This is a genomic window from Novosphingobium arvoryzae, from assembly GCF_014652615.1.
GTDB lineage: Bacteria > Pseudomonadota > Alphaproteobacteria > Sphingomonadales > Sphingomonadaceae > Novosphingobium > Novosphingobium arvoryzae.
The window spans coordinates 188,845-207,586 of sequence record NZ_BMZD01000001.1 but is presented as its reverse complement, the minus strand read 5'-3'; the positions used below and the strand labels follow the sequence as shown (position 1 = coordinate 207,586).

The 18,742-nt window shown below is 66.5% G+C and carries 20 protein-coding genes; 12 read left to right on the top strand and 8 right to left on the bottom strand.

The window, feature by feature from the left end; translation table 11 throughout:
• The first annotated feature begins 12 nt into the window (after positions 1 to 12).
• From IE113_RS01055 to IE113_RS01040, 4 genes are all read left to right on the top strand, one after another.
• Positions 13 to 1,194 carry a serine hydrolase domain-containing protein gene (locus IE113_RS01055; RefSeq protein WP_189538572.1) on the top strand — a complete coding sequence of 394 codons (1,182 nt, stop codon included), beginning with the start codon at positions 13 to 15 and terminating at the stop codon, positions 1,192 to 1,194.
• Between the two features lie 38 nt (positions 1,195 to 1,232).
• Positions 1,233 to 3,029, top strand: a complete 1,797-nt coding sequence (gene recQ / locus IE113_RS01050; protein ID WP_189538571.1) for a DNA helicase RecQ — start codon at positions 1,233 to 1,235, stop codon at positions 3,027 to 3,029.
• Between the two features lie 86 nt (positions 3,030 to 3,115).
• Positions 3,116 to 4,075 (top strand): sodium-dependent bicarbonate transport family permease, encoded by a 960-nt coding sequence (locus IE113_RS01045; protein WP_189538570.1) that lies wholly within the window; start codon positions 3,116 to 3,118, stop codon positions 4,073 to 4,075.
• 9 nt (positions 4,076 to 4,084) lie between these two features.
• Positions 4,085 to 4,396 carry a P-II family nitrogen regulator gene (locus IE113_RS01040; protein WP_189538569.1) on the top strand — a complete coding sequence of 104 codons (312 nt, stop codon included), beginning with the start codon at positions 4,085 to 4,087 and terminating at the stop codon, positions 4,394 to 4,396.
• A gap of 30 nt (positions 4,397 to 4,426) precedes the next feature.
• Here the strand turns inward: IE113_RS01040 and IE113_RS01035 are convergent, their stop codons facing one another.
• Both IE113_RS01035 and IE113_RS01030 read right to left on the bottom strand, forming a co-directional pair.
• Positions 4,427 to 5,410 carry a TerC family protein gene (locus IE113_RS01035; protein WP_189538568.1) on the bottom strand — a complete coding sequence of 328 codons (984 nt, stop codon included), beginning with the start codon at positions 5,408 to 5,410 and terminating at the stop codon, positions 4,427 to 4,429.
• 74 nt (positions 5,411 to 5,484) lie between these two features.
• Positions 5,485 to 5,661 (bottom strand): DUF465 domain-containing protein, encoded by a 177-nt coding sequence (locus IE113_RS01030; protein ID WP_189538567.1) that lies wholly within the window; start codon positions 5,659 to 5,661, stop codon positions 5,485 to 5,487.
• A gap of 278 nt (positions 5,662 to 5,939) precedes the next feature.
• Between IE113_RS01030 and IE113_RS01025 the strand changes: the two genes are divergently transcribed.
• Genes IE113_RS01025 through IE113_RS01010 form a run of 4 tightly spaced genes read left to right on the top strand, consistent with a single transcriptional unit; the run spans position 5,940 to position 8,340 of the window.
• Positions 5,940 to 6,851, top strand: a complete 912-nt coding sequence (locus tag IE113_RS01025) for an SPFH domain-containing protein (protein ID WP_189538566.1) — start codon at positions 5,940 to 5,942, stop codon at positions 6,849 to 6,851.
• 10 nt (positions 6,852 to 6,861) lie between these two features.
• Positions 6,862 to 7,083, top strand: a complete 222-nt coding sequence (locus IE113_RS01020) for a type II toxin-antitoxin system antitoxin (protein WP_189538565.1) — start codon at positions 6,862 to 6,864, stop codon at positions 7,081 to 7,083.
• Positions 7,076 to 7,333 (top strand): hypothetical protein, encoded by a 258-nt coding sequence (locus tag IE113_RS01015; RefSeq protein ID WP_189538564.1) that lies wholly within the window; start codon positions 7,076 to 7,078, stop codon positions 7,331 to 7,333. Before IE113_RS01020 ends, IE113_RS01015 begins: the two co-directional genes overlap by 8 nt.
• A gap of 53 nt (positions 7,334 to 7,386) precedes the next feature.
• Entirely contained in the window at positions 7,387 to 8,340 is a 954-nt protein-coding gene (locus IE113_RS01010) for a right-handed parallel beta-helix repeat-containing protein (RefSeq protein ID WP_229822034.1), read from the top strand.
• A gap of 69 nt (positions 8,341 to 8,409) precedes the next feature.
• Here IE113_RS01010 and IE113_RS01005 read toward each other — a convergent pair whose 3' ends face one another.
• A complete protein-coding gene (locus tag IE113_RS01005; protein ID WP_229822033.1) occupies positions 8,410 to 9,192 on the bottom strand; it encodes a CsgG/HfaB family protein in 783 nt (260 codons plus the stop codon).
• Positions 9,193 to 9,342: 150 nt separating this feature from the next.
• Positions 9,343 to 10,191 (bottom strand): pantoate--beta-alanine ligase, encoded by an 849-nt coding sequence (gene panC / locus IE113_RS01000; RefSeq protein ID WP_189538562.1) that lies wholly within the window; start codon positions 10,189 to 10,191, stop codon positions 9,343 to 9,345.
• Positions 10,192 to 10,283: 92 nt separating this feature from the next.
• On the opposite strand from panC, the gene IE113_RS00995 reads away from it, so the two are divergent.
• Genes IE113_RS00995 through pgmG form a run of 3 tightly spaced genes read left to right on the top strand, consistent with a single transcriptional unit; the run spans position 10,284 to position 12,835 of the window.
• Positions 10,284 to 11,132, top strand: a complete 849-nt coding sequence (locus tag IE113_RS00995; RefSeq protein WP_189538561.1) for a division plane positioning ATPase MipZ — start codon at positions 10,284 to 10,286, stop codon at positions 11,130 to 11,132.
• Between the two features lie 6 nt (positions 11,133 to 11,138).
• On the top strand, positions 11,139 to 11,429 hold the full coding sequence (locus IE113_RS00990) for a DnaJ domain-containing protein (protein WP_189538560.1): 291 nt from the start codon (positions 11,139 to 11,141) through the stop codon (positions 11,427 to 11,429).
• Between the two features lie 2 nt (positions 11,430 to 11,431).
• The gene (pgmG, locus tag IE113_RS00985; RefSeq protein WP_189538559.1) at positions 11,432 to 12,835 is read left to right on the top strand and encodes a phosphoglucomutase/phosphomannomutase PgmG; all 1,404 of its coding nucleotides are present in this window, start codon (positions 11,432 to 11,434) and stop codon (positions 12,833 to 12,835) included.
• On the opposite strand, the gene IE113_RS00980 is transcribed toward pgmG, so the two are convergent.
• On the bottom strand, positions 12,832 to 14,106 hold the full coding sequence (locus IE113_RS00980; protein ID WP_189538558.1) for an MgtC/SapB family protein: 1,275 nt from the start codon (positions 14,104 to 14,106) through the stop codon (positions 12,832 to 12,834). The two genes, pgmG and IE113_RS00980, sit on opposite strands and share 4 nt — an antisense overlap.
• Before the next feature lie 96 nt (positions 14,107 to 14,202).
• Here IE113_RS00980 and IE113_RS00975 point away from each other — a divergent pair, with 96 nt between their 5' ends.
• On the top strand, positions 14,203 to 16,686 hold the full coding sequence (locus tag IE113_RS00975) for a ligase-associated DNA damage response DEXH box helicase (protein WP_189538557.1): 2,484 nt from the start codon (positions 14,203 to 14,205) through the stop codon (positions 16,684 to 16,686).
• 74 nt (positions 16,687 to 16,760) lie between these two features.
• On the opposite strand, the gene IE113_RS00970 is transcribed toward IE113_RS00975, so the two are convergent.
• The 3 genes from IE113_RS00970 to IE113_RS00960 all read right to left on the bottom strand — a co-directional run bounded on the left by IE113_RS00970 (position 16,761) and on the right by IE113_RS00960 (position 18,676).
• Positions 16,761 to 17,216, bottom strand: coding sequence for an ExbD/TolR family protein (locus IE113_RS00970; protein WP_189538556.1), 456 nt, complete (start codon positions 17,214 to 17,216; stop codon positions 16,761 to 16,763).
• Positions 17,217 to 17,250: 34 nt separating this feature from the next.
• Positions 17,251 to 17,787: an ExbD/TolR family protein gene (locus IE113_RS00965; protein ID WP_189538555.1), complete on the bottom strand. Its 537-nt coding sequence runs from the start codon at positions 17,785 to 17,787 to the stop codon at positions 17,251 to 17,253.
• A 121-nt stretch (positions 17,788 to 17,908) separates the two neighbouring features.
• The gene (locus IE113_RS00960; RefSeq protein WP_189538554.1) at positions 17,909 to 18,676 is read right to left on the bottom strand and encodes a MotA/TolQ/ExbB proton channel family protein; all 768 of its coding nucleotides are present in this window, start codon (positions 18,674 to 18,676) and stop codon (positions 17,909 to 17,911) included.
• Positions 18,677 to 18,742: the final 66 nt, after the last annotated feature.

Here is an 18,742-nt window from a genome sequence, read left to right as displayed (position 1 = left end):
TAAGGTCCGGCCATGCGCCGCCTTGTCCTCCTGCTTGCCCTGATCGCCGCCCCGCTCAGCGCCGCCCCGCCCGCGTCGGTTGCCGTCGCGTTCGACCGGTCATCGCAGCACACCGTGCTGGCGGAAGGGCTGGCCGACAAGGCCACTGGCCGCAAGGTCAGCGCCGATGATCCGGTGCGGATCGCCAGCGTATCCAAGCTGGTGACCGCGCTCGGCGTGCTCAGGATGGTCGATGCCGGGCAGCTCGACCTGGATCGCGATGTTTCGGATTACCTCGGCTGGCGCCTGCGCAATCCCCACTTTCCCGATGCGCCGATCACGCTGCAGCTGTTGCTGTCGCATCAGGCCAGCCTGAGCGACGGGGGTGAACTCTACATCATCCCGCTGGGCGTTACCTTGCGCGAACGGCTGGCCGATCCGCGCATGTGGGATGCCGCGCATCCGCCCGGCAGTGGCTGGTTTGCCTATGCCAACATCAACTTCCCAGTGGCTGCCAGCGTCATGGAGCGGGTAAGCGGGGAGCGGTTCGACCGGCTGATGCAGCGGCTGGTGCTGCGCCCGCTGGGGCTGGATGCCTGTTTCAACTGGGGGGATGGCTGCTCCGCGCAGGCCGTCAGCCGCGCCGCCGTGCTGTATCGTGCCACTGGTGAAGTGGCGCGCGATGATCTGAACGGCCAGCGCCCGCCCTGCCCGGTCGTGGTGCAGGATGGCCAGCCTTGCGATTTGGCCCGTTATGTTCCCGGCTGGAACGGCGCGCTGTTCAGCCCGCAAGGGGGGCTGCGGATTTCGATGCGCGATCTCGCCCGGATCGGCCAGATGCTGGCGCGCGGCGGGCGCGGGTTCCTCGCCCCCGCCAGCTTCGCCGCACTGACCGCGCCGCAGTGGAGCGCCGCCACGGGCCGTGGCGGGATCGGCGAGTATGGCGAAAGCACCGGCTTTTTCTGTGGCTATGGACTGGGCCTGCACCGCATCGGCGGGGGCGGCAGCGCATGCCGTGACGGCCTGTTCGGCGATCGAACGCCACGGATCGGCCACGCGGGCGAGGCTTATGGCCTGCGCTCTGGCCTGTGGATCGATCCGGTGACTGGCAAGGGCCTGGCGTTCTTCACCACACAAGTTCCCGATGACGAACCGCGCGGGCGCAGCGCCTTCACCTTGCGCGAGGAAGCGATTGTGGAGAGATCGCGGCACTGACCTTTGCGCTTTGCCGCACCGGGCGCTAGGCGGACGGCGTGACGGAAACCCACGTTCTTGACCAGCTGCACGCCACCTTCGGCTTTTCCGCCTTTCGGGGTGTGCAGGATCAGGTGGTCAGCCGTGTGCTGGACGGGCAATCGACGCTGGCAGTGATGCCGACCGGCGCGGGCAAATCGCTGACCTATCAGCTGCCCGCCGTGATGCTGCCGGGGACGTGCGTTGTCATTTCCCCGCTGATCGCGCTGATGCACGACCAGTTGCGCTCGGCGCTGGCCAACGGAATCCGCGCCGCCACGCTGACCAGCGTCGATGCCGACCGCGAGCAGACCATCGACCGGTTCCGCGCGGGCGAGCTGGACTTGCTCTACGTCGCGCCCGAACGCGCCAGCCAGGGCCATTTCCGCGAGTTGCTGAGCAAGGCTCCCGTCTGCCTGTTCGCCATCGACGAAGCGCACTGCGTGTCCGAATGGGGCCACGATTTCCGCCCGGACTACCGTGCGCTGCGGCCGTTGATGGACGCGTTTCCGGACGTCCCGCGCCTGGCGCTGACCGCCACCGCCGATGCCCAGACCCGCGCCGATGTGCTGGCCCAGCTGGGGATTCCTGCTGACGGCCTGATCGTTGCCGGGTTTGACCGGCCCAACATCCGCTACGCCATCCGCCACCGCGACAACCCGGTGCGCCAGCTGACCACGCTGATGGCCGAACAGCCCGGCCCCGGCATCGTCTATGCCCCGACCCGCAAGAAGGTGGAGGAGCTGGCCGACAAGCTCTCCGCCGCCACGGGCCGTCCGGTGCTGCCCTATCATGCAGGGCTGCCGCCCGAAGTGCGCGCGGCCAACCAGGCGGCGTTCGTGGCATCCGAAGAGATGGTGATGGTCGCGACGGTCGCCTTCGGCATGGGGATCGACAAGCCCGACGTGCGGTTCGTTGCCCACGCCGGCATCCCCAAATCGATCGAGGGCTACTATCAGGAAACCGGACGCGCGGGGCGCGATGGCGATCCTTCGGTGGCGGTCATGCTTTGGGGTGCGGACGATTTCGCCCGCGCGCGGATGCGGCTGGAGGAAGTGGACGAAACCCGCCGCGTGGGCGAGCGCGCCCGGCTGGACGCGCTGGCCGCGCTGGTCGAAACCGGCAGCTGCCGCCGTGCCGTGCTGCTGCGCCACTTTGGCGAACATCCGCCCGAGACCTGCGGCAATTGCGACAACTGCCTGGACGCACCGGGCATCCGCGATGTGACCGAACTGGCGCGCAAGGTCCTGTCCGCCGTCTATCGCACCGGGCAGAGTTATGGCTTTGGCCATATCCAGAAAGTGCTGCTGGGCCAGCACGACGACCGCGTGGTGCAGCGCGGGCATGACCAACTGAGCGTGTTCGGGATCGTCAGCGCGGACGAGGCGCCGCTGCTGCAGCCGCTGGTCCGGGCGCTGCAGGCACGTGGCAGCCTGCTGCCGACCGAGCATGGCGGTCTGGCGCTGGGTGACGATGCCCGCGTGATCCTGAAAGGCGAAGTGCCGGTCATGCTGGCAATCGCACCGAAGCAGGAGCGCGCCCGCAAGGACCGGCGCGGCGGCAGCGCGCGGCGCGGGTCTGCCGGGGCCGCGAACCCGGTTGGCGATCCGCTGTTCGACGCGCTGCGCGCGCTACGCCGCGATCTGGCTCAGGACGCGGGCGTGCCGCCCTATGTCATCTTCCACGATGCCACCTTGCGCGAAATGGCGGAAATCCGCCCCGCCTCCCTTGCCGCGCTGGGTGAAATCGGCGGTGTTGGCGCGCGCAAACTGGAAGCCTATGGCGATGCATTCCTGAGCGTGATCCGCCAGCATTAGATGCTGTTGCAAATCGCTAGCAACAATTCGCTTGACCAGATGGGCTGAATGTCGTCAGGGGGCGATCTCGAACCACGGAGCCCCCAATGCCCGCATTCGAGACCCTGCTTTCCCCTGTCATCCTGTTCTTCATCCTTGGCGCACTGGCCGCCGCGGCACGATCGGACCTGTCCGTGCCAGAGCCATTGGCCAAGAGCCTGTCGCTCTACCTGATGGCCGCGATCGGCCTGAAGGGTGGCATCCAGGTCGCGCAGGCCGGGTTCTCGCCGCAACTGGTGCAAGTCTCGGCCGTCGGAATCGCGCTCAGCTTTGGCCTGCCGCTGATTGCCTTCGCGCTGCTGCGGGCGCTGGCCGGGCTGGACCGGCTCAATGCCGGGGCCGTGGCGGCGCACTATGGCTCGGTCTCGATCGTCACGTTCGTCACCACCGCCGATGCCCTGACCCGCGTGGGCATCGCCCCGGCCGGCTACATGGTCGCGGTGATGGCGCTGATGGAAACCCCGGCCATCGTTACCGGGCTGCTGCTGGCGCGCGGCAGCGGGATGGTGGCGCCGGGACAGCGCGGCAAGCTGGTGCGCGAGGTATTCCTGAACGGATCGGTCGTACTGCTGCTGGGCGCTTTCGCCATCGGGCTGGTGCTGGGGCCGGACCGCTACAAGCCGATTGCCCCGGTCTTCACCACCGGCTTTACCGGATTGCTCTGCCTGTTCCTGCTCGACATGGGGCTGGTCGCGATGCGGCGCCTGCGCGAAAGCCGCGCGTTGAACTGGCGGATGGCCGCGCTGGGCATTGCCCTGCCGCTGATCAACGGCACGATCGGCCTGACTTTGGCGATGCTGCTGGGGCTGGATGCGGGCACCGGCGCAGCGCTGGCCATGCTGGCGGCGAGCGCATCCTACATCGCGGTTCCCGCGGCGGTCCGGCTGGCGATGCCGGACGCCGATCCCGGCATCTATCTGTCGATGTCGCTGGCGGTCAGCTTTCCCTTCAACATCCTGGTCGGCATCCCGCTGGTAACCCAGCTGGCGCCGCTCGTGCTTGGATAGGACCAACCGATGATTGCAACCTATACCCGCAAGCGCATCGACATCCTGGTCGACGCCCCGTTGTGCGAATGGGTGGTGGAACAGGCCGCCGCCGCCGGGATCGTCCACCATTCGGTGCTGCCGGTGCAGTCCGGGCTGGGGCGCGGCGGCCCCTGGCGTGATGATGATGGCTATGCCAGCGTGGCCAAGCGGATGTTCATCGCGCTGACCAATGGGGACAAGGTGGACGCCCTGCTGGAACTGCTGGCCCCCGACATCGAGCGGTTCGGGCTGGTGATCGCCATCCAGGACGTCCAGGTGGTGCGCGGCGAGCGGTTCTAGGCCGCCCGCCGCGTCACCGGCCTGACAGGGTCAGTGCGCGGAGGATTCCGCCCCGCGCGTCTTCCACAACGAGTAGCCCACACCCGCCGCGATCAGGCCGAACGTCACGCCCAGGCTTGCCACCGGCGGGAACTTGTCCCCGCCCAGCAGGAAGTCGGAGACGAAGATCTTCGACCCGATGAACACCAGCACGGCGGCCAGCGCATACTTCAGGTAGTGGAAACGGTGGATCATCGCCGAGAGCGCGAAATACAGCGCGCGCAGGCCCAGGATCGCCATGATGTTGCTGGTGTAGACGATGAACGTATCGGTCGTGATCGCGAAGATCGCCGGCACGCTGTCCACCGCGAACACCAGGTCAGCCAGGTTGATCACCACCAGCGCCAGGAACAGCGGGGTCGCCGCACGCACCATCTGGCCGGTCTTTTCATCCTGCACCTTCACGAAGAAGTGCTGACCGTGATGTTCCTTCGTCACCCGCATATGGCTGGAAATCCAGCGGATCACCGGGTTCTTCGCCAGATCCGGCTCATGATCGCTGGCCCACATCATGCGGATGCCGGTGTAAACCAGGAACGCCGCGAAGATGTAGAGCACCCAGTACGCTTCGGCCACCAGTGCCGCGCCAGCCGCGATCATCGCGCCGCGCAGCACGATCACCGCGATGATGCCCCACAGCAGCGCACGATACTGGTACATCCGCGGGATCGCGAAGAAGGTGAAGATCAAGCTGATGACGAAGACGTTGTCGATCGACAGCGCCTTTTCGATGAAGAAGCCGGTGTAGTACTTCATCCCCAGGTCGGCGCCCTTGGCATACCAGACCCAGACGCCGAACAGCATCGCCACGCCGATGTAGAACGCCGACAGCTTCAGCGATTCGGCGATGCCCATTTCCCGGTCTTCCTTGTGCAGGATGCCAAGGTCAAATGCGGTCAGCGCCAGGACGAGTATGCCGAACGACAACCAGAACCAGACCGGTGTGCCCAGCCAGTCCATGAACAGAAATTCCATGTTTCAATGCCCCTGAAATGCAAAAGCCCGGCGCGGGCCGAAATGACCGCCGCGCCGGGATAAGTAGTTTCGGCTCAACGCGCCAGCTTGCGGCGGCGCATCAGCCGATTGATCCGGTCCTTGATCGCCAGCTTGAGCTTTTTCAGCCGCAGCACTTCGAACGGATCGGCCGTCCGCCGCGACTGGGCGCGGCGCAGCAGATCGTCGAGCTTCTGGTGACGCTCAAGCAAACGGTACACATGATCGGACATGGTTTCGGTCCCTTTCGTAACGTGTTGACGTACGATCGGATGCGCCGAGCCAGGATCGGGGTAGAGGGATGGGAACTGAACCCGGACCCTATGGCATCGGCACATCCGATGCGGTCCGACATCACGCTGCGCATGGCCTGGAGGGGGTAGCCACACGCGGCGCCAGAGGGGCCCGGTTCCGCCCGATTTTTATATGACCGATTCGCTCCGATTTCAAGTCCATTTGACAAGGTGCCCTCGAATGATATTAATGTGATATCACTTTAAGGGGGATTTCCATGTCCGAGTCGCATCCCGCCATGACGTCCAGCCGCGAAAAGGGCGTCTGGAGCACCAGTGGCTATCTGATGTTCGTTGTTTTCCTGGGCCTGCTCGCGCTGACGGTCACGCGCGTGATCTGGGTCGCGTCGGGACCGGACCTGACCGAGGGCGAGGTCTGGGCGTTCCTGATCCCGACCTTCCTGTCCGTGCTGGCGCTGATCGTCATTTCCGCCGGGTTCTACATGATCCAGCCCAATCAGGCTGCCGCCATCACCCTGTTCGGCGCCTATCAGGGCACCGACCGCAATCACGGGTTGCGCTGGGTCTGGCCGTGGATGGGCAAGACCAAGATCTCGGTCCGCGCCAACAACGTCGTGTCCGAAAAACTGAAGGTCAACGACCTGCGCGGCAACCCGATTGAGATCGCGACCAATGTCGTCTGGCGCGTCGCCGATACCGCGCAGGCGCTCTACGACGTGGACGATTACAAGGCCTTTGTCGAAGTGCAGATCGAAGCCGCCGTCCGCGCGATCGGCTCACGCTATCCCTATGACGATATCGAGCACAGCGAGACGACCCTGCGCGGCAGCCATGATGAAGTGAACGCCGAACTGCGCGCCGAACTCAACCGCCGGATGGTGGTGGCCGGGCTGACAGTCGACGAATGCGGGCTGACCCACCTGGCCTATGCGCCCGAAATCGCCGGGGCCATGCTGCGCCGCCAGCAGGCCGAAGCCGTGATCAGCGCCCGCAAGAAACTGGTCGAAGGCGCGGTAACGATGGTTGAAATGGCGCTGCACCAGTTGTCGGAAAAGGACGTCGTCCACCTTGATGACGAGCGCAAGGCGGCGATGGTGTCCAACCTGATGGTCGTGCTGTGCGGGGAACGCGATACGCAGCCGGTGGTCAACGCCGGGTCGCTTTACTAACGCACTGATCATGTCCGGACCGGCCAAGAAATCCTTCCCGTTGCGGCTCGATCCGGCGCTCTATGCGGCGCTGGAACGGGTGGCGGCGGGGGATTTCCGCTCGGTCAACGCCCAGGTCGAAGTCCTGCTGCGCGAGGCGCTCGCCCGGCGCGGCATCAAGCTGGCCCCGGCCGAGCCACCGCGCCGAGGCCGCCCTCCCAAAGAACCGGCCAAGGAGTCAGCCGATGACTGAACGCACCCCCTGGTTTTCCGCCAAGACCCATGGATACGGCGCCGGATGGCCAATAGCCTGGCAAGGCTGGGCGCTGATCGCCGCCTACCTTGCCGTGCTGGGCGTGGTCGGCTGGCTGGACCGGCTGGGCTTCGGCTCCACCCGGATCGCCGCCTTTGCCCTGTTCGTCAGCGCCACCGCCACGTTCCTGTCGGTGGTCGCCCAGCGTACGCGGGGCGGCTGGAAATGGCGCTGGGGCAAGCGCGACTAGCCGCAGCTGCGGCCTTTGCGCGATCTTAACGGGTCGCTGCCATGCTGGCGGGCATGAAGAACCCTGCCACACTACCGCTTGCCGTCGCCGCGCTGGGCGCGCTGATCCTGCCGATGGGCATTGCCGCTGCCCAGCAGGGCACGCCCTATGTCGTGGTCGAGACCGGACAAGGCTATGCCCGCCTGCAAGACGCGGTCAACGCCATCGGCGACGGAATGGGGACGATCCAGGTTGCCCCCGGCCGCCACAGCGATTGCGCGGTTCAGGGCGCGGGCGACATTGCCTATGTCGCGGCCACGCCGGGACAGGCCGTGTTCGACAACGTGGCGTGCGAGGGCAAGGGCGCGCTGGTGCTGCGCGGGCGCAGCGCCAAGGTTGCCGGGCTGGTCTTTGCCAATATCCGTGTGCCCGATTTCAACGGGTCGGGCATCCGGCTGGAAAAGGGCAACCTGACCGTCAGCCAAAGCTGGTTCCGCGACAGCCAGCAAGGCATCCTGGCCGGAATCGATACCGCATCCAGCATCACGATCGACAAGTCCACGTTCACGCGCCTTGGCACTTGCGAGGGGCCGGGCGGATGCGCGCATTCGATCTATATCGGCGATTACGGATCACTGTCGGTCACCCGCAGCCGGTTCGAGGCGGGGCGCGGCGGGCATTACCTGAAAAGCCGCAGCCGCCGGATTGCCGTGCTCAATTCCAGCTTCGACGACACCGCCGGGCGCGGCACGAACTACATGATCGACCTGCCGGGCGGGTCATCCGGGCGGATCGCCAACAACTGGTTCGTGCAGGGGCCGAACAAGGAAAACCACTCGGCATTCATTACCGTCGCGCCAGAAGGCAAGCAGTATAGCTCGGCCGGGTTGGTGATCGATGGGAACGATGCGCGGTTCGCGCCGGGCGTGAACTGGGAAAGCACATTCGTCGCCAACTGGACCGATGATGCGGTCCAGATCGGCACCAACCGGCTCGGACCGGGGATCAAGCGCACCGACCGACGCTGACCGGCCCCGCCAAGCGCGGCTGACCGCGCCACCCGGGCACTCCGGGCCGGCGCGGTCAGCACGTCTGGATCAGGGCTTGGCCTGGGGAGCCGCAGCCGATGCGTTTTCGGGCAGACCGCCCAGCTGGGTCACCATCTTGGTATAGGCATCGAGATAGGCCAGCACGATGATCTGGCCGATCGCGGTGTCCTGATAGCCGCCGCCGCCAGCCGCGCCAAAGGTGCCGCCGCTGAACAGGCCGCCGCCCGCGCCCCAGCTGAGGTCGGACTTGCGGTAATAGCCTTCGACCAGCGCTTCTTCCTCGGTCGTGCGGGCGTTGACGACGGACAGGGTCACGTTGGCCTCGCCCTTCTTGATGCTGATCCCCCCGGCAATGGCGCCCGCCGCGCGGCCGAACAGCCCGCCGCCGATGCCGCCGAGCAGACCGCCCACGCTGTTGCCGCCGGAATTGCGGTTGGCCGAGACGATATCGGGTTCAAGGAAGTAATCCGCCGCCTTGACCTGACCCTTGCCGATGTTCGAGCCATCCTGCAGTTCGCCGCTGTCGGCCAGCGCGCGTTCCATCGCGCGGCTGCCCATCGAACGACCACGGTTAACCAGCGAGAAACAGCCCGACTTCTGCACGAAGACCTTCAGGATCGCCTCCGGGCTGCCCAGGTTGAATTCACGCCACCACTGGTTGTCGGGCTCGACAATGGCAATCGTGCCCAGCTTCCTGGTGCAAACCGGAATTTCGCGAGTGCCCTTGGCCTGGGCCTGGCGCCCGGAAGAGCCTTTTTCCTTGGCGGCGAATGCGGGGCTGCCGGTGGCGAGCAGGGCCAGCGCGAGGGCGCCGGCAATGGTCTTGCGCATGAAAATCTCCATCACTCCTGCGGGCGGCACCCCGTTAGGCTTCCCCCCTCTTGGACTTGGGCGCGACCCAATCGGCCAATTGTAACCCGTCTCCAGACGCTTGGCTTGCAAAATTGCGCCAGCGCGCCCGACTTGCCCGAACCGGCCAGTTCAGACAGGCTGGTTGTCGATCAGCCGGGTCGAGCCGATCCGCGCCGCCACGAACAGCCGCCCGGCCTCGCTGCCGGGACCATCCAGCAGCGCGATGCTGTCCGACCCGCGCACTTCGGCATAATCGACCGTGTGAAACCCGCCCGCCAGCAGATCGGCCCGCAGCGCATCAAGCGCCGCCGCATAGGCCGTGCCGCCGCGCATCGCCGCGATCGCCGCCTGCATCGCCCGCGGCAGGCAGGCCGCCTGCGCGCGCTGGTCCGCATCGAGGTAGGCGTTGCGCGAGCTCATCGCCAGGCCATCGGCTTCGCGCACGGTCGGCACACCGATGATCGCATCGACATGCGGCGCGGTCAGATCCAGATCGCGGGCCATGCGCCGGATCACCGCCAGCTGCTGCCAGTCCTTTTCCCCGAACAGCGCCATGTCGGGCCGGACCTGGTTGAACAGCTTGCACACCACGGTTGCCACGCCATCGAAATGGCCGGGCCGCGCCGCCCCGCACAGTCCGTCGCTGACCCCGCTGACCGAAATGTTGGTGGCATAGCCGGCCGGATACATCGCCTCCACCGTCGGCGCCCACAGCAGGCTGACGCCTTCGGCCTCCAGCAGCGCCGAATCGCGGGCCAGCTGGCGCGGATAGGCGTCCAGATCCTCGTTCGGGCCGAACTGGCGCGGGTTGACGAAGATCGACACGGCCACGTGGGCCGCGCGTTTGCGCGCCTCGCGCACCAGCGTCAGGTGGCCTTCGTGCAGCGCCCCCATCGTCGGCACCAGGGCCAACGGACCATCGGCCCGCAGCGCATCGACCGCACTGCGCAGTGGAACAAGCTGGCTGATGGTTTGCACGCGCGATTCCCCTTGGATAAAGCCGGTTACCGAACAGCGCCCTTGCCGCAGGCGGGCGTTCGCAGCAACCTTTGAAGAACCGGGAACCCCAAGTGTCAAACGCCCCCACCACGTCCAGTGCCAGCACGCCGCATCGAATCGTGTTCGCCAATGAAAAGGGCGGGACGGGCAAGTCGACCACCGCGGTCCACGTCGCCATTGCGCTGGCCTATCAGGGTGCGCGCGTGGCCGCGATCGACCTCGACCCGCGCCAGCGCACCCTGCACCGCTATCTGGAAAACCGCAGCGAAACGGAACGGCGGCGCGAGATCACGCTGCCCAACGCGAAATTCGCGGTGTTCAACGGCACCACGATCGAGGAGCTCGACGCGCTGACCGCGCAGATGAGCGCGGACGTCGATTTCCTGATCTTCGACACCCCCGGCCGCGACGATGAATTTGCCCGGCACGTGGCAACCGGTGCCGATACGCTGGTCACCCCGCTGAACGACAGCTTTGTGGACTTCGACCTGATCGGGCAGGTCGATGCCGAAACCTTCAAGGTCCGGCGGCTGTCATTCTATGCCGAACTGATCTGGGAAGCGCGCAAGAAGCGGGCAATGGCCACCATCAAGGACAACCGCCGCGAAATGGACTGGGTCGTGGTCCGCAACCGCACCCAGCACACCGAAGCGCGCAACATGCGCCGCCTCGACAGCGCCCTGACCGAATTGTCCAAGCGGGTCGGCTTCCGCGTTGCCAACGGCCTGTCCGAACGCGTGATCTATCGCGAGCTGTTCCCGTCGGGCCTGACCCTGCTGGACAAGGGCCACCTCGGCGAACTGGGAACCAGCCACCTCGTCGCACGGCAGGAACTGCGCGCCTTGCTGCAGGGGCTGAACCTGCCGATGCCGCGCACCACCCAGCCCGAACTGGCGCTGGCCCCGGCGACCGGGGCCTGACCCGGCATGGGCCGGATCCTGCTGCTGGCAGCGCTGGCCGTGCTGGCCTGCCGCATCTTCACCGGCAAATGGCCGTGGCAGCTCTGGCGGGAATCGGAACGCGCCCAGAAAGAGGCCCAGGCCCGCGCCCTGCTGGGGGTTGAGCGCACCGCCTCGCGCGAGGCGATCATCGACGCGCACCGCCGCCTGATCGCCCGCGTCCACCCGGACCGGGGCGGCACGAACGAACAGGTCCACGCCGCCAACGCCGCGCGCGACCTGCTGCTGGACCGGATTGACCGGCAACTGCGCGGCTGATCGTGGCCCACCGGTTCCACCGCTCGATCCTGCGCGAATACGATGTGCGCGGCGTGGTGGGGCAAACGCTGGGCCCGGACGATGCCCATGCCATCGGCCGCAGCTTTGCCACGCTGGTGCGCCGCGCCGGTGGGCAGGCAGTGGTGGTGGGGCGCGACGGGCGGGTCAGCTCGCCGGAACTGGAAGAAGCCCTAGTTGCGGGTCTGAACGCCAGTGGCGTCGATGCCGTGCGGATCGGCCTGGGGCCGACGCCGATGCTGTATTACGCCGAAGCGACCTTACCAGATGTGCAGGGCGGCATTCAGGTAACCGGCAGCCACAATCCCGCAGATCACAATGGCTTCAAGATAGTACTTGGGGGCCTTCCGGTGTTCGGAGACGATCTCCAGCACCTCGGTAGCCTGGCCGCCACGGGCGACTGGCTGGCTGGACAGGGACGCCATGAGCACCGCGATGTCCTCGGCGCTTATGTCGATCGCCTGGCTGCCGGGCTGCACGGGATCAGCCTCGATGCGCTGGCCCGATTTCGGATCGGCTGGGACGCGGGCAACGGGGCCGCCGGCCCCGCCCTCGAACGTTTGACGCAACAGCTTCCTGGCGAACACCATCTGCTCTTCACCCAAGTGGATGGGACGTTCCCGAACCATCATCCAGATCCTACGGTAGAGCGAAATCTGGACGATCTGCGGGCGCTCGTCGCGGCCAAGTCACTCCATTTTGGCGTGGCTTTCGATGGCGACGGCGACCGGATCGGCGCGGTCGACGCTGCCGGGCGGGTAATCTGGGGTGACCAGCTGCTCATGATCTACGCCGAAGACCTCCTGACGCGCCTGCCGGGATCCACGATTGTCGGGGATGTGAAGGCATCGGGAGTGTTATTCGACCGGATCTCTACGCTCGGTGGTAATCCCTATATGTGGAAAACCGGACACAGCCTGATTAAATCCGAAATGAAACGAATTTCCGCCCCGCTGGGCGGCGAGATGACCGGGCACGTCTGTTTTGCCGATGATTACTATGGATTTGACGACGCGCTCTATGCCGCCGTGCGGCTGATCGCGGCCTCGGTCCGGCTGGGACGCTCGGTCACCGACTTGCGCGGGGCCATTCCCGAAGTGGTCAATACGCCCGAGCTGCGCTTTCAGGTGGACGACGTCCGCAAGTTCGCGGTGGTGGACGAAGTCCGCGACCGGCTGGAACAGGCGGGTGCGCGGGTCAACCCGATCGACGGGGTGCGCGTCACCACGCCCGATGGCTGGTGGCTGCTGCGCGCGTCGAACACCCAGGACGTGCTGGTGGTCCGCGCCGAAAGCCGGGATCAGGCCGGACTGGAGCGATTGCTGGTCGATGTGGACGCGCAGCTTGCGCAGTCAGGCGTATCGCGCGGGCCGCAAGTGGCGCACTAGATCAGCCAGGGCAGCGCCCCCAGCGCGGCAATGCAGCTTGCCGCCATGACCACCGCCCCCGGCCAGGCCTGCCGCCACCCGGCCATGCCGAGCGCAGCCCCCGCCTTGACCAGCGTGTTCAGCAGGATCGGCGGCATCAGCACCAGCGCGGCGATCTGCGGCGCAATCGCGCCCGAAGGCAGGTGCCCCATGGTAATGATCGCCGAATCGACATCGACCATGCCCGACAGGGCCAGCACGGTCGCCAGCCCGGCATCGCCGTAACGTTCCAGCACCCAGTGCGCGACCACGCTGAGCACCATGACCAGCACCATCAGCACCAGCGCGGGCTTGATCGCAAAGGGATTGCGCAGCGTCGTCGCCGCGCCGCCCGCATGGGTACCGTCCTGTCGGCGGCGGATCAGCCACGCAGTGCCGATCAGGCTGACCAGCATCCCTGGAGTCGCCCACAACGCCAGCGTCGGCAGGGCAAAACCTGCCAGCGCCCCGGTCAGGACGATCACCCGCGCAAACATCACGGCTGAAGCCAGCGCGATTCCGGCGTTGAGCACGGCCCGGTCCCCGTCGCCCCCGCGCAGCTGGCTGGCCAGCGCCGCGGTGACCGCGGTGGAAGATACCACAGCCCCGGCCGCGGCGGTGGCCAGCGTCGCCTGCGATTCGCCCAGCCGCTTGGCCGCGACGTAACCGGCCAGCGAAAAGCCGCAGACCAGCACCACCACCATCCACAACTCGCGCGGGCGCCATGCATCATAGGGGCCGAACGGCGTGTTTGGCAGCAGCGGCAGGATGACCAGCGCGATCAGGGCGAAGCGGGCAATGGCGAGCACTTCGCGTTCGTCCAGCGCGCCAACCCAGCCGTGCAACTGGTTGCGCATCGCCAGGATCATGACCATCACCCCGGTGGCCGCGCTGGCCAGGGCAAAGCTGCTGCTACCGGCCAGAAAGCCGCAGGCCAGCGTCAGCAGACCCACGAGGCTGGCCGTGCCGCTGATCGACGGGTTGCGCTGGGTGCTGCGCCAGTATCCCATCACCACCAGCGCGCCGGTGGCGGCCAGCAGCACGGTCGCCAGCCCTTCGGCCCGCTGTTGCAGTGCCCCGGCGATGCCACCGGCCAGCCCCAGCAGGCCAAATGTGCGAATCCCGGCAAAGCGGGCGCCATCCTGCTCGGCCCGCAGCGCCCAGCCCCGCTGCACGCCCACCAGCAGGCCCAGCGCCAGGGCCAGGCCGATCGCGGTCAGGGCCGGGTCGGCCAGCAGAGTCCCGAGTTCCATCACCCGCTGATGGCAGGCGCGGCGCGGCGATGGAAGGGGCTTTGCATGGCCGGATCGCTGTTGCCTCGGCCGTCGCCGGACGGCAGGGTGCGGTGCATGTCCCGTGCATCGCTTCCCGCCTCGCTGGCTGACTGGTTCACTGCCCGCGGCTGGCGGGTCCGGCGGCACCAGCTCGAGATGCTGGCAGCGGCAGATGCGGGGCGGCACGCGTTGCTGGTGGCCGATACCGGCGCGGGCAAGACGCTGGCCGGGTTCCTGCCGACGCTGGCCGCCTTCACGCCCGAACGGCTTTCCCATGCAGCGCCGCCCGATGGGCTGCACACGCTCTATGTTTCCCCGCTGAAGGCGCTGGCGCACGATGTGCAGCGCAACCTGATGACGCCGATTGCGGAACTGGGTCTGCCGATCCGGGTCGAAACCCGCAGCGGCGACACGCCATCGGACCGCAAGGCCCGCCAGCGCGCCAACCCGCCGCATATCCTGCTGACGACGCCCGAATCGCTCTCGCTGCTGCTGAGCTACCCCGAAAGCGCGGCCATGTTCGCCAGCCTGCAGCGGGTGGTGATCGATGAAGTGCACGCGTTTGCCAATGGCAAGCGGGGGGATCTGCTGGCCCTGGCAATGGCACGGTTGCAGGCCCTGGCACCGGCGATGCGCCGCGCCGCGCTGTCGGCCACAGTCGCCGATCCGGCGGACTACCAGCGCTGGCTGGCCCCCGGCGGGGTGGTGGGCGATGTCGCGCTGGTTGAAGGGGAGGCCGGCGCGCCGCCGGACGTTGCGATCCTGCTGCCGGACAGTGCCCGCGTGCCGTGGGGCGGCCATGCCGCCGCCTGGGCCGTCCCGCAGCTGTATGATGCGATCAAGGCAAACCGCACCACGCTGGTGTTCTGCAACACCCGCTTCCTGGCCGAACTGATCTTTCAGCAGTTGTGGGATGCGAACGAGGATCACCTGCCGATCGGCATTCACCACGGTTCGCTGTCGAAGGAAGCGCGGCGCAAGGTAGAAAGCGCGATGGCCGATGGACGATTGCGGGCGCTGGTGGCGACGGCCAGTCTCGACCTCGGCGTGGATTGGGGCGACGTCGATCTCGTCGTGCAGATGGGCGCGCCCAAGGGCTCGTCGCGGCTGCTCCAGCGGATCGGGCGGGCCAACCACCGGCTCGATTGCCCCAGCCGGGCGCTGCTGGCGCCGGGCAACCGCTTCGAGTTTCTGGAGGCGATGGCAGCGCTCGACGCGGTCGAGGCCGGCCAGCGCGATGGGGAGGGCTTCCGCCCCGGCGCGCTGGACGTGCTTGCGCAGCACGTGATGGCCACCGCCTGCGCCGGGCCGTTCGACGGGGGAGACCTGCTTGCGCAGGTGCGGTCGGCGGTGGCCTATCAGTGGGTCGATCCGGCCCTGTGGGAACGAGTGCTGCAGTTCGTCGCAACCGGGGGCTATGCCCTGAAGGCCTATGACCGGTTCCAGCGGATCGTGCTGGGCCGGGACGGCCTGTGGCGGCTGACGCACCCGGATCAGGCAGCGCGGCACCGGCTCAATGCCGGGATCATCCTCGACACCGAAATGGTCGAGGTGCGCTTTCGCAACGGGCGGTCGCTGGGCCGGGTCGAGGAGAGCTTCGCCGCCAGCCTGTCGCCCGGCGCGACGTTCCGGTTTGCCGGGCTGGACCTGGAAGTGGAGGCCATGCGCGAAACCGAGCTGGTGGTCCGCGCCGCGCGCAAGACCGGCCAGATACCCAGCTACATGGGCGCGCGGATGCCCTTGACGACGCACCTCGCGGACCGGGTTCAGGCCATGCTGGCGGACCGCGCCGGATGGGGCCGGTTTCCCGACGATGTGCGGGAATGGCTGGAAATGCAGGACTGGCGCTCGGCCTTGCCCCGGCCGGGACGCTTGCTGGTGGAAAGCTTTCCGGAACGGGAGCGGCACTACACCGTGTTCCACACGTTCGAAGGCTGGCCGGCGCATCAATCGCTCGCGATGCTGGTGACCCGGCGGATGGAGAATCGCGGCCTCGGACCGCTCGGTTTCGTGGCCAACGATTACGGCTTTGCAGTGTGGAGCGTGCGGCCGGTGGACGATCCGGGCGCCTTGCTTTCACCCGATATCCTGACCGACGAGTTCGTGGACTGGGTCCAGGACAGCTATTTGCTGCGCCGGGCCTTTCGGGAAGTCGCGGTGATCGCGGGGCTGGTCGAACGCCATCACCCGGGCAAGCGCAAGACCGGGCGGCAGGTCACGTTTTCGACCGACCTGATCTATGACGTCCTGCGCAAGTACGAGCCGGACCATTTGCTGATCGAGGCAGCCTGGGCCGATGCGCGCGAGCGGATGACGGATGTGGGCCGACTGGCCGGTGTGCTGGAGCGGGCCGAGCGCGAACTGCACCACGTCGTGCTGGACCGGGTCAGCCCGCTGGCGGTGCCGCTGCTGGTGATGATCGGGCGTGAAAGCCTGCCGCAGGGCAGCGCCGACGACGACTTGCTGGTCGAAGCGGAAAGCCTGGCGGCGCGCGCCATGTCCGCTCCATCCGATGACAGGGCCGATGATTGGGTCGAGCCGCCACCAGAAGACGACTGAGGGGCCCCAGACAGGAAAAGGGGGCGGTTTTCACCGCCCCCCTCAGTCCGTTCGGTCCGTAGTCCCCGAGGGGATTACTGGGCGTTCGGAGCCGTTTCCGACTTGCTGAATTCGGAATACTGTTCGTTGCCGACGAATCCGAATGCGGTCACCCCGGAGCCCTTGATGATGTTCAGCACGTTGGCCGAAGTTTCATACGGAGCCTGCGGATCGGGCTGGAACTGGAGTTCCGGTTCCGGCTTGATCGCCAGGGTAGCCTGAAGCACCGTCACCAGCTGGTTCGTGGTGATCGAAGCGCCGTTCCAGAGAATGTCGCTGTTCGGCATGATGACCAGCTTGTTCTTCTGGCGTTCGATCGGAACGTCAGGGGTGACGGGGGCGGGCGACGGCAGATCGATGTTGATCGCGTGGGTCGCCACGGGAATGGTGATGATGAACATGATGAGCAGAACGAGCATGACGTCGATAAGCGGCGTCGTGTTCATTTCCATCATCGGTTCGCCATCATCGCTGCCGGCTGACATTGCCATGGTGGTTTACTCCTAAAGTCTGGTCAGGCCGGGCTTAGCCGTTGGGATCGACCGGGGTCGAAATGAACCCGACGGTCGGGTAGCCGGAGATCTGCACGTTGTAGATCGCACCAGCCACGCAGCGCCACGGAGCGTTCACGTCACCACGAATGTGCACTTCCGGAATGAGTTCCGGATTGTCGCGCAGCGCTTCGGGGCCGCCGGCACGCTTCACGATGCTGTCGAGCCGCTTGAAGGCCTGGTCACGCAGTTCGTTCGAATCGACCGGCGTGATGTTGTTGAAATAGATCCGGCAATCACCGCCCAGGTTGGCCCCTTCGAACCCCGGGTCACCTGCGCTGCGACCAGCAGCGTCGGTGGTGCTCACGGTCAGGAGCAGGTTCTCGACCTTGTCCTTGGACTCCTGCGAGACAATGACGGGGATCTTCAGCTTCTGGATCGTCTGGATCGCGACCGGAACCGCGATGAGGAAGATGATCAGAAGCACCAGCATCACGTCCACGAGGGGCGTGGTGTTGATTTCCGACATCGGCTTCTCATCGCCGCCGGCGCCGCCTACTGACATCGCCATGTGTTACATCCTATTCTAACGTTTCCCCCGCCCGTGGGCCGATCGGTCGATCGGTGGCCACGGACCGGTTGGAACCGCCGCCGGGCGGGGATCACCCCAACCCGGCGCCGGGTTGGCGACTTCAGGCCTTGGCAGCCGGAGCAGCAGGCTTGGCAGCCGCAGCCGGAGCGGCGGTCACGGCCGGCTTGACCGCACCCTTCGAGTTGATGTTCGCCAGCACGTCGGTCGAGAAGCCCGACAGCAGTTCGGCGATGCGCTTGTTGCGAGCCTGCAGGTAGTTGTAGGCAAGCACGGCCGGAACGGCGACGAGCAGACCCAGCGCGGTCATGATCAGAGCTTCACCGACCGGACCCGCGACCTTGTCGATCGAGGCCGAACCGGCGATGCCGATGGCAATCAGCGCGCGATAGATGCCGACCACGGTACCGAACAGACCGATGAACGGCGAGGTCGCACCGACGGTGGCGAGGAACGGCAGGCCCGAAGCCAGACGCGAGTTGATGCTGGCTTCCGAACGAGCGAGCGAACCGTGCAGCCAGTCATGGGCTTCCAGGGCGTCGGTCATCTTGCCGTGGGCTTCTTCAGCCTTCAGGCCGTCGTCGACCAGCTGGCGCCAGGCGCTGTTCTTGTCGAGCTTGGCAGCGCCCGACTTCAGGTCGGGAGCCTTCCAGAAGGAAGCCTTGAGTTCGTTGTACTGACGCAGGATCTTCGACTGTTCCAGCCACTTGGTGAACAGGATGAAGAACGAACCGAACGACATGCCGCCCAGGATGACGACGGTGGCATAGGCGATGAAACCGCCCTGTTCGAGGGCTTCCTTGAAGCCGAACTTGTTCTGCGGAGCAGCGCCGGCATCAGCAGCAGCGGCCAGAAGATCAACGATAAACATGCGATAGTCCTCTCAGAGAAGAATAAGTGTCTGGAAAAACCCGGCTCAGCCAGCCGAGCGGTCAAT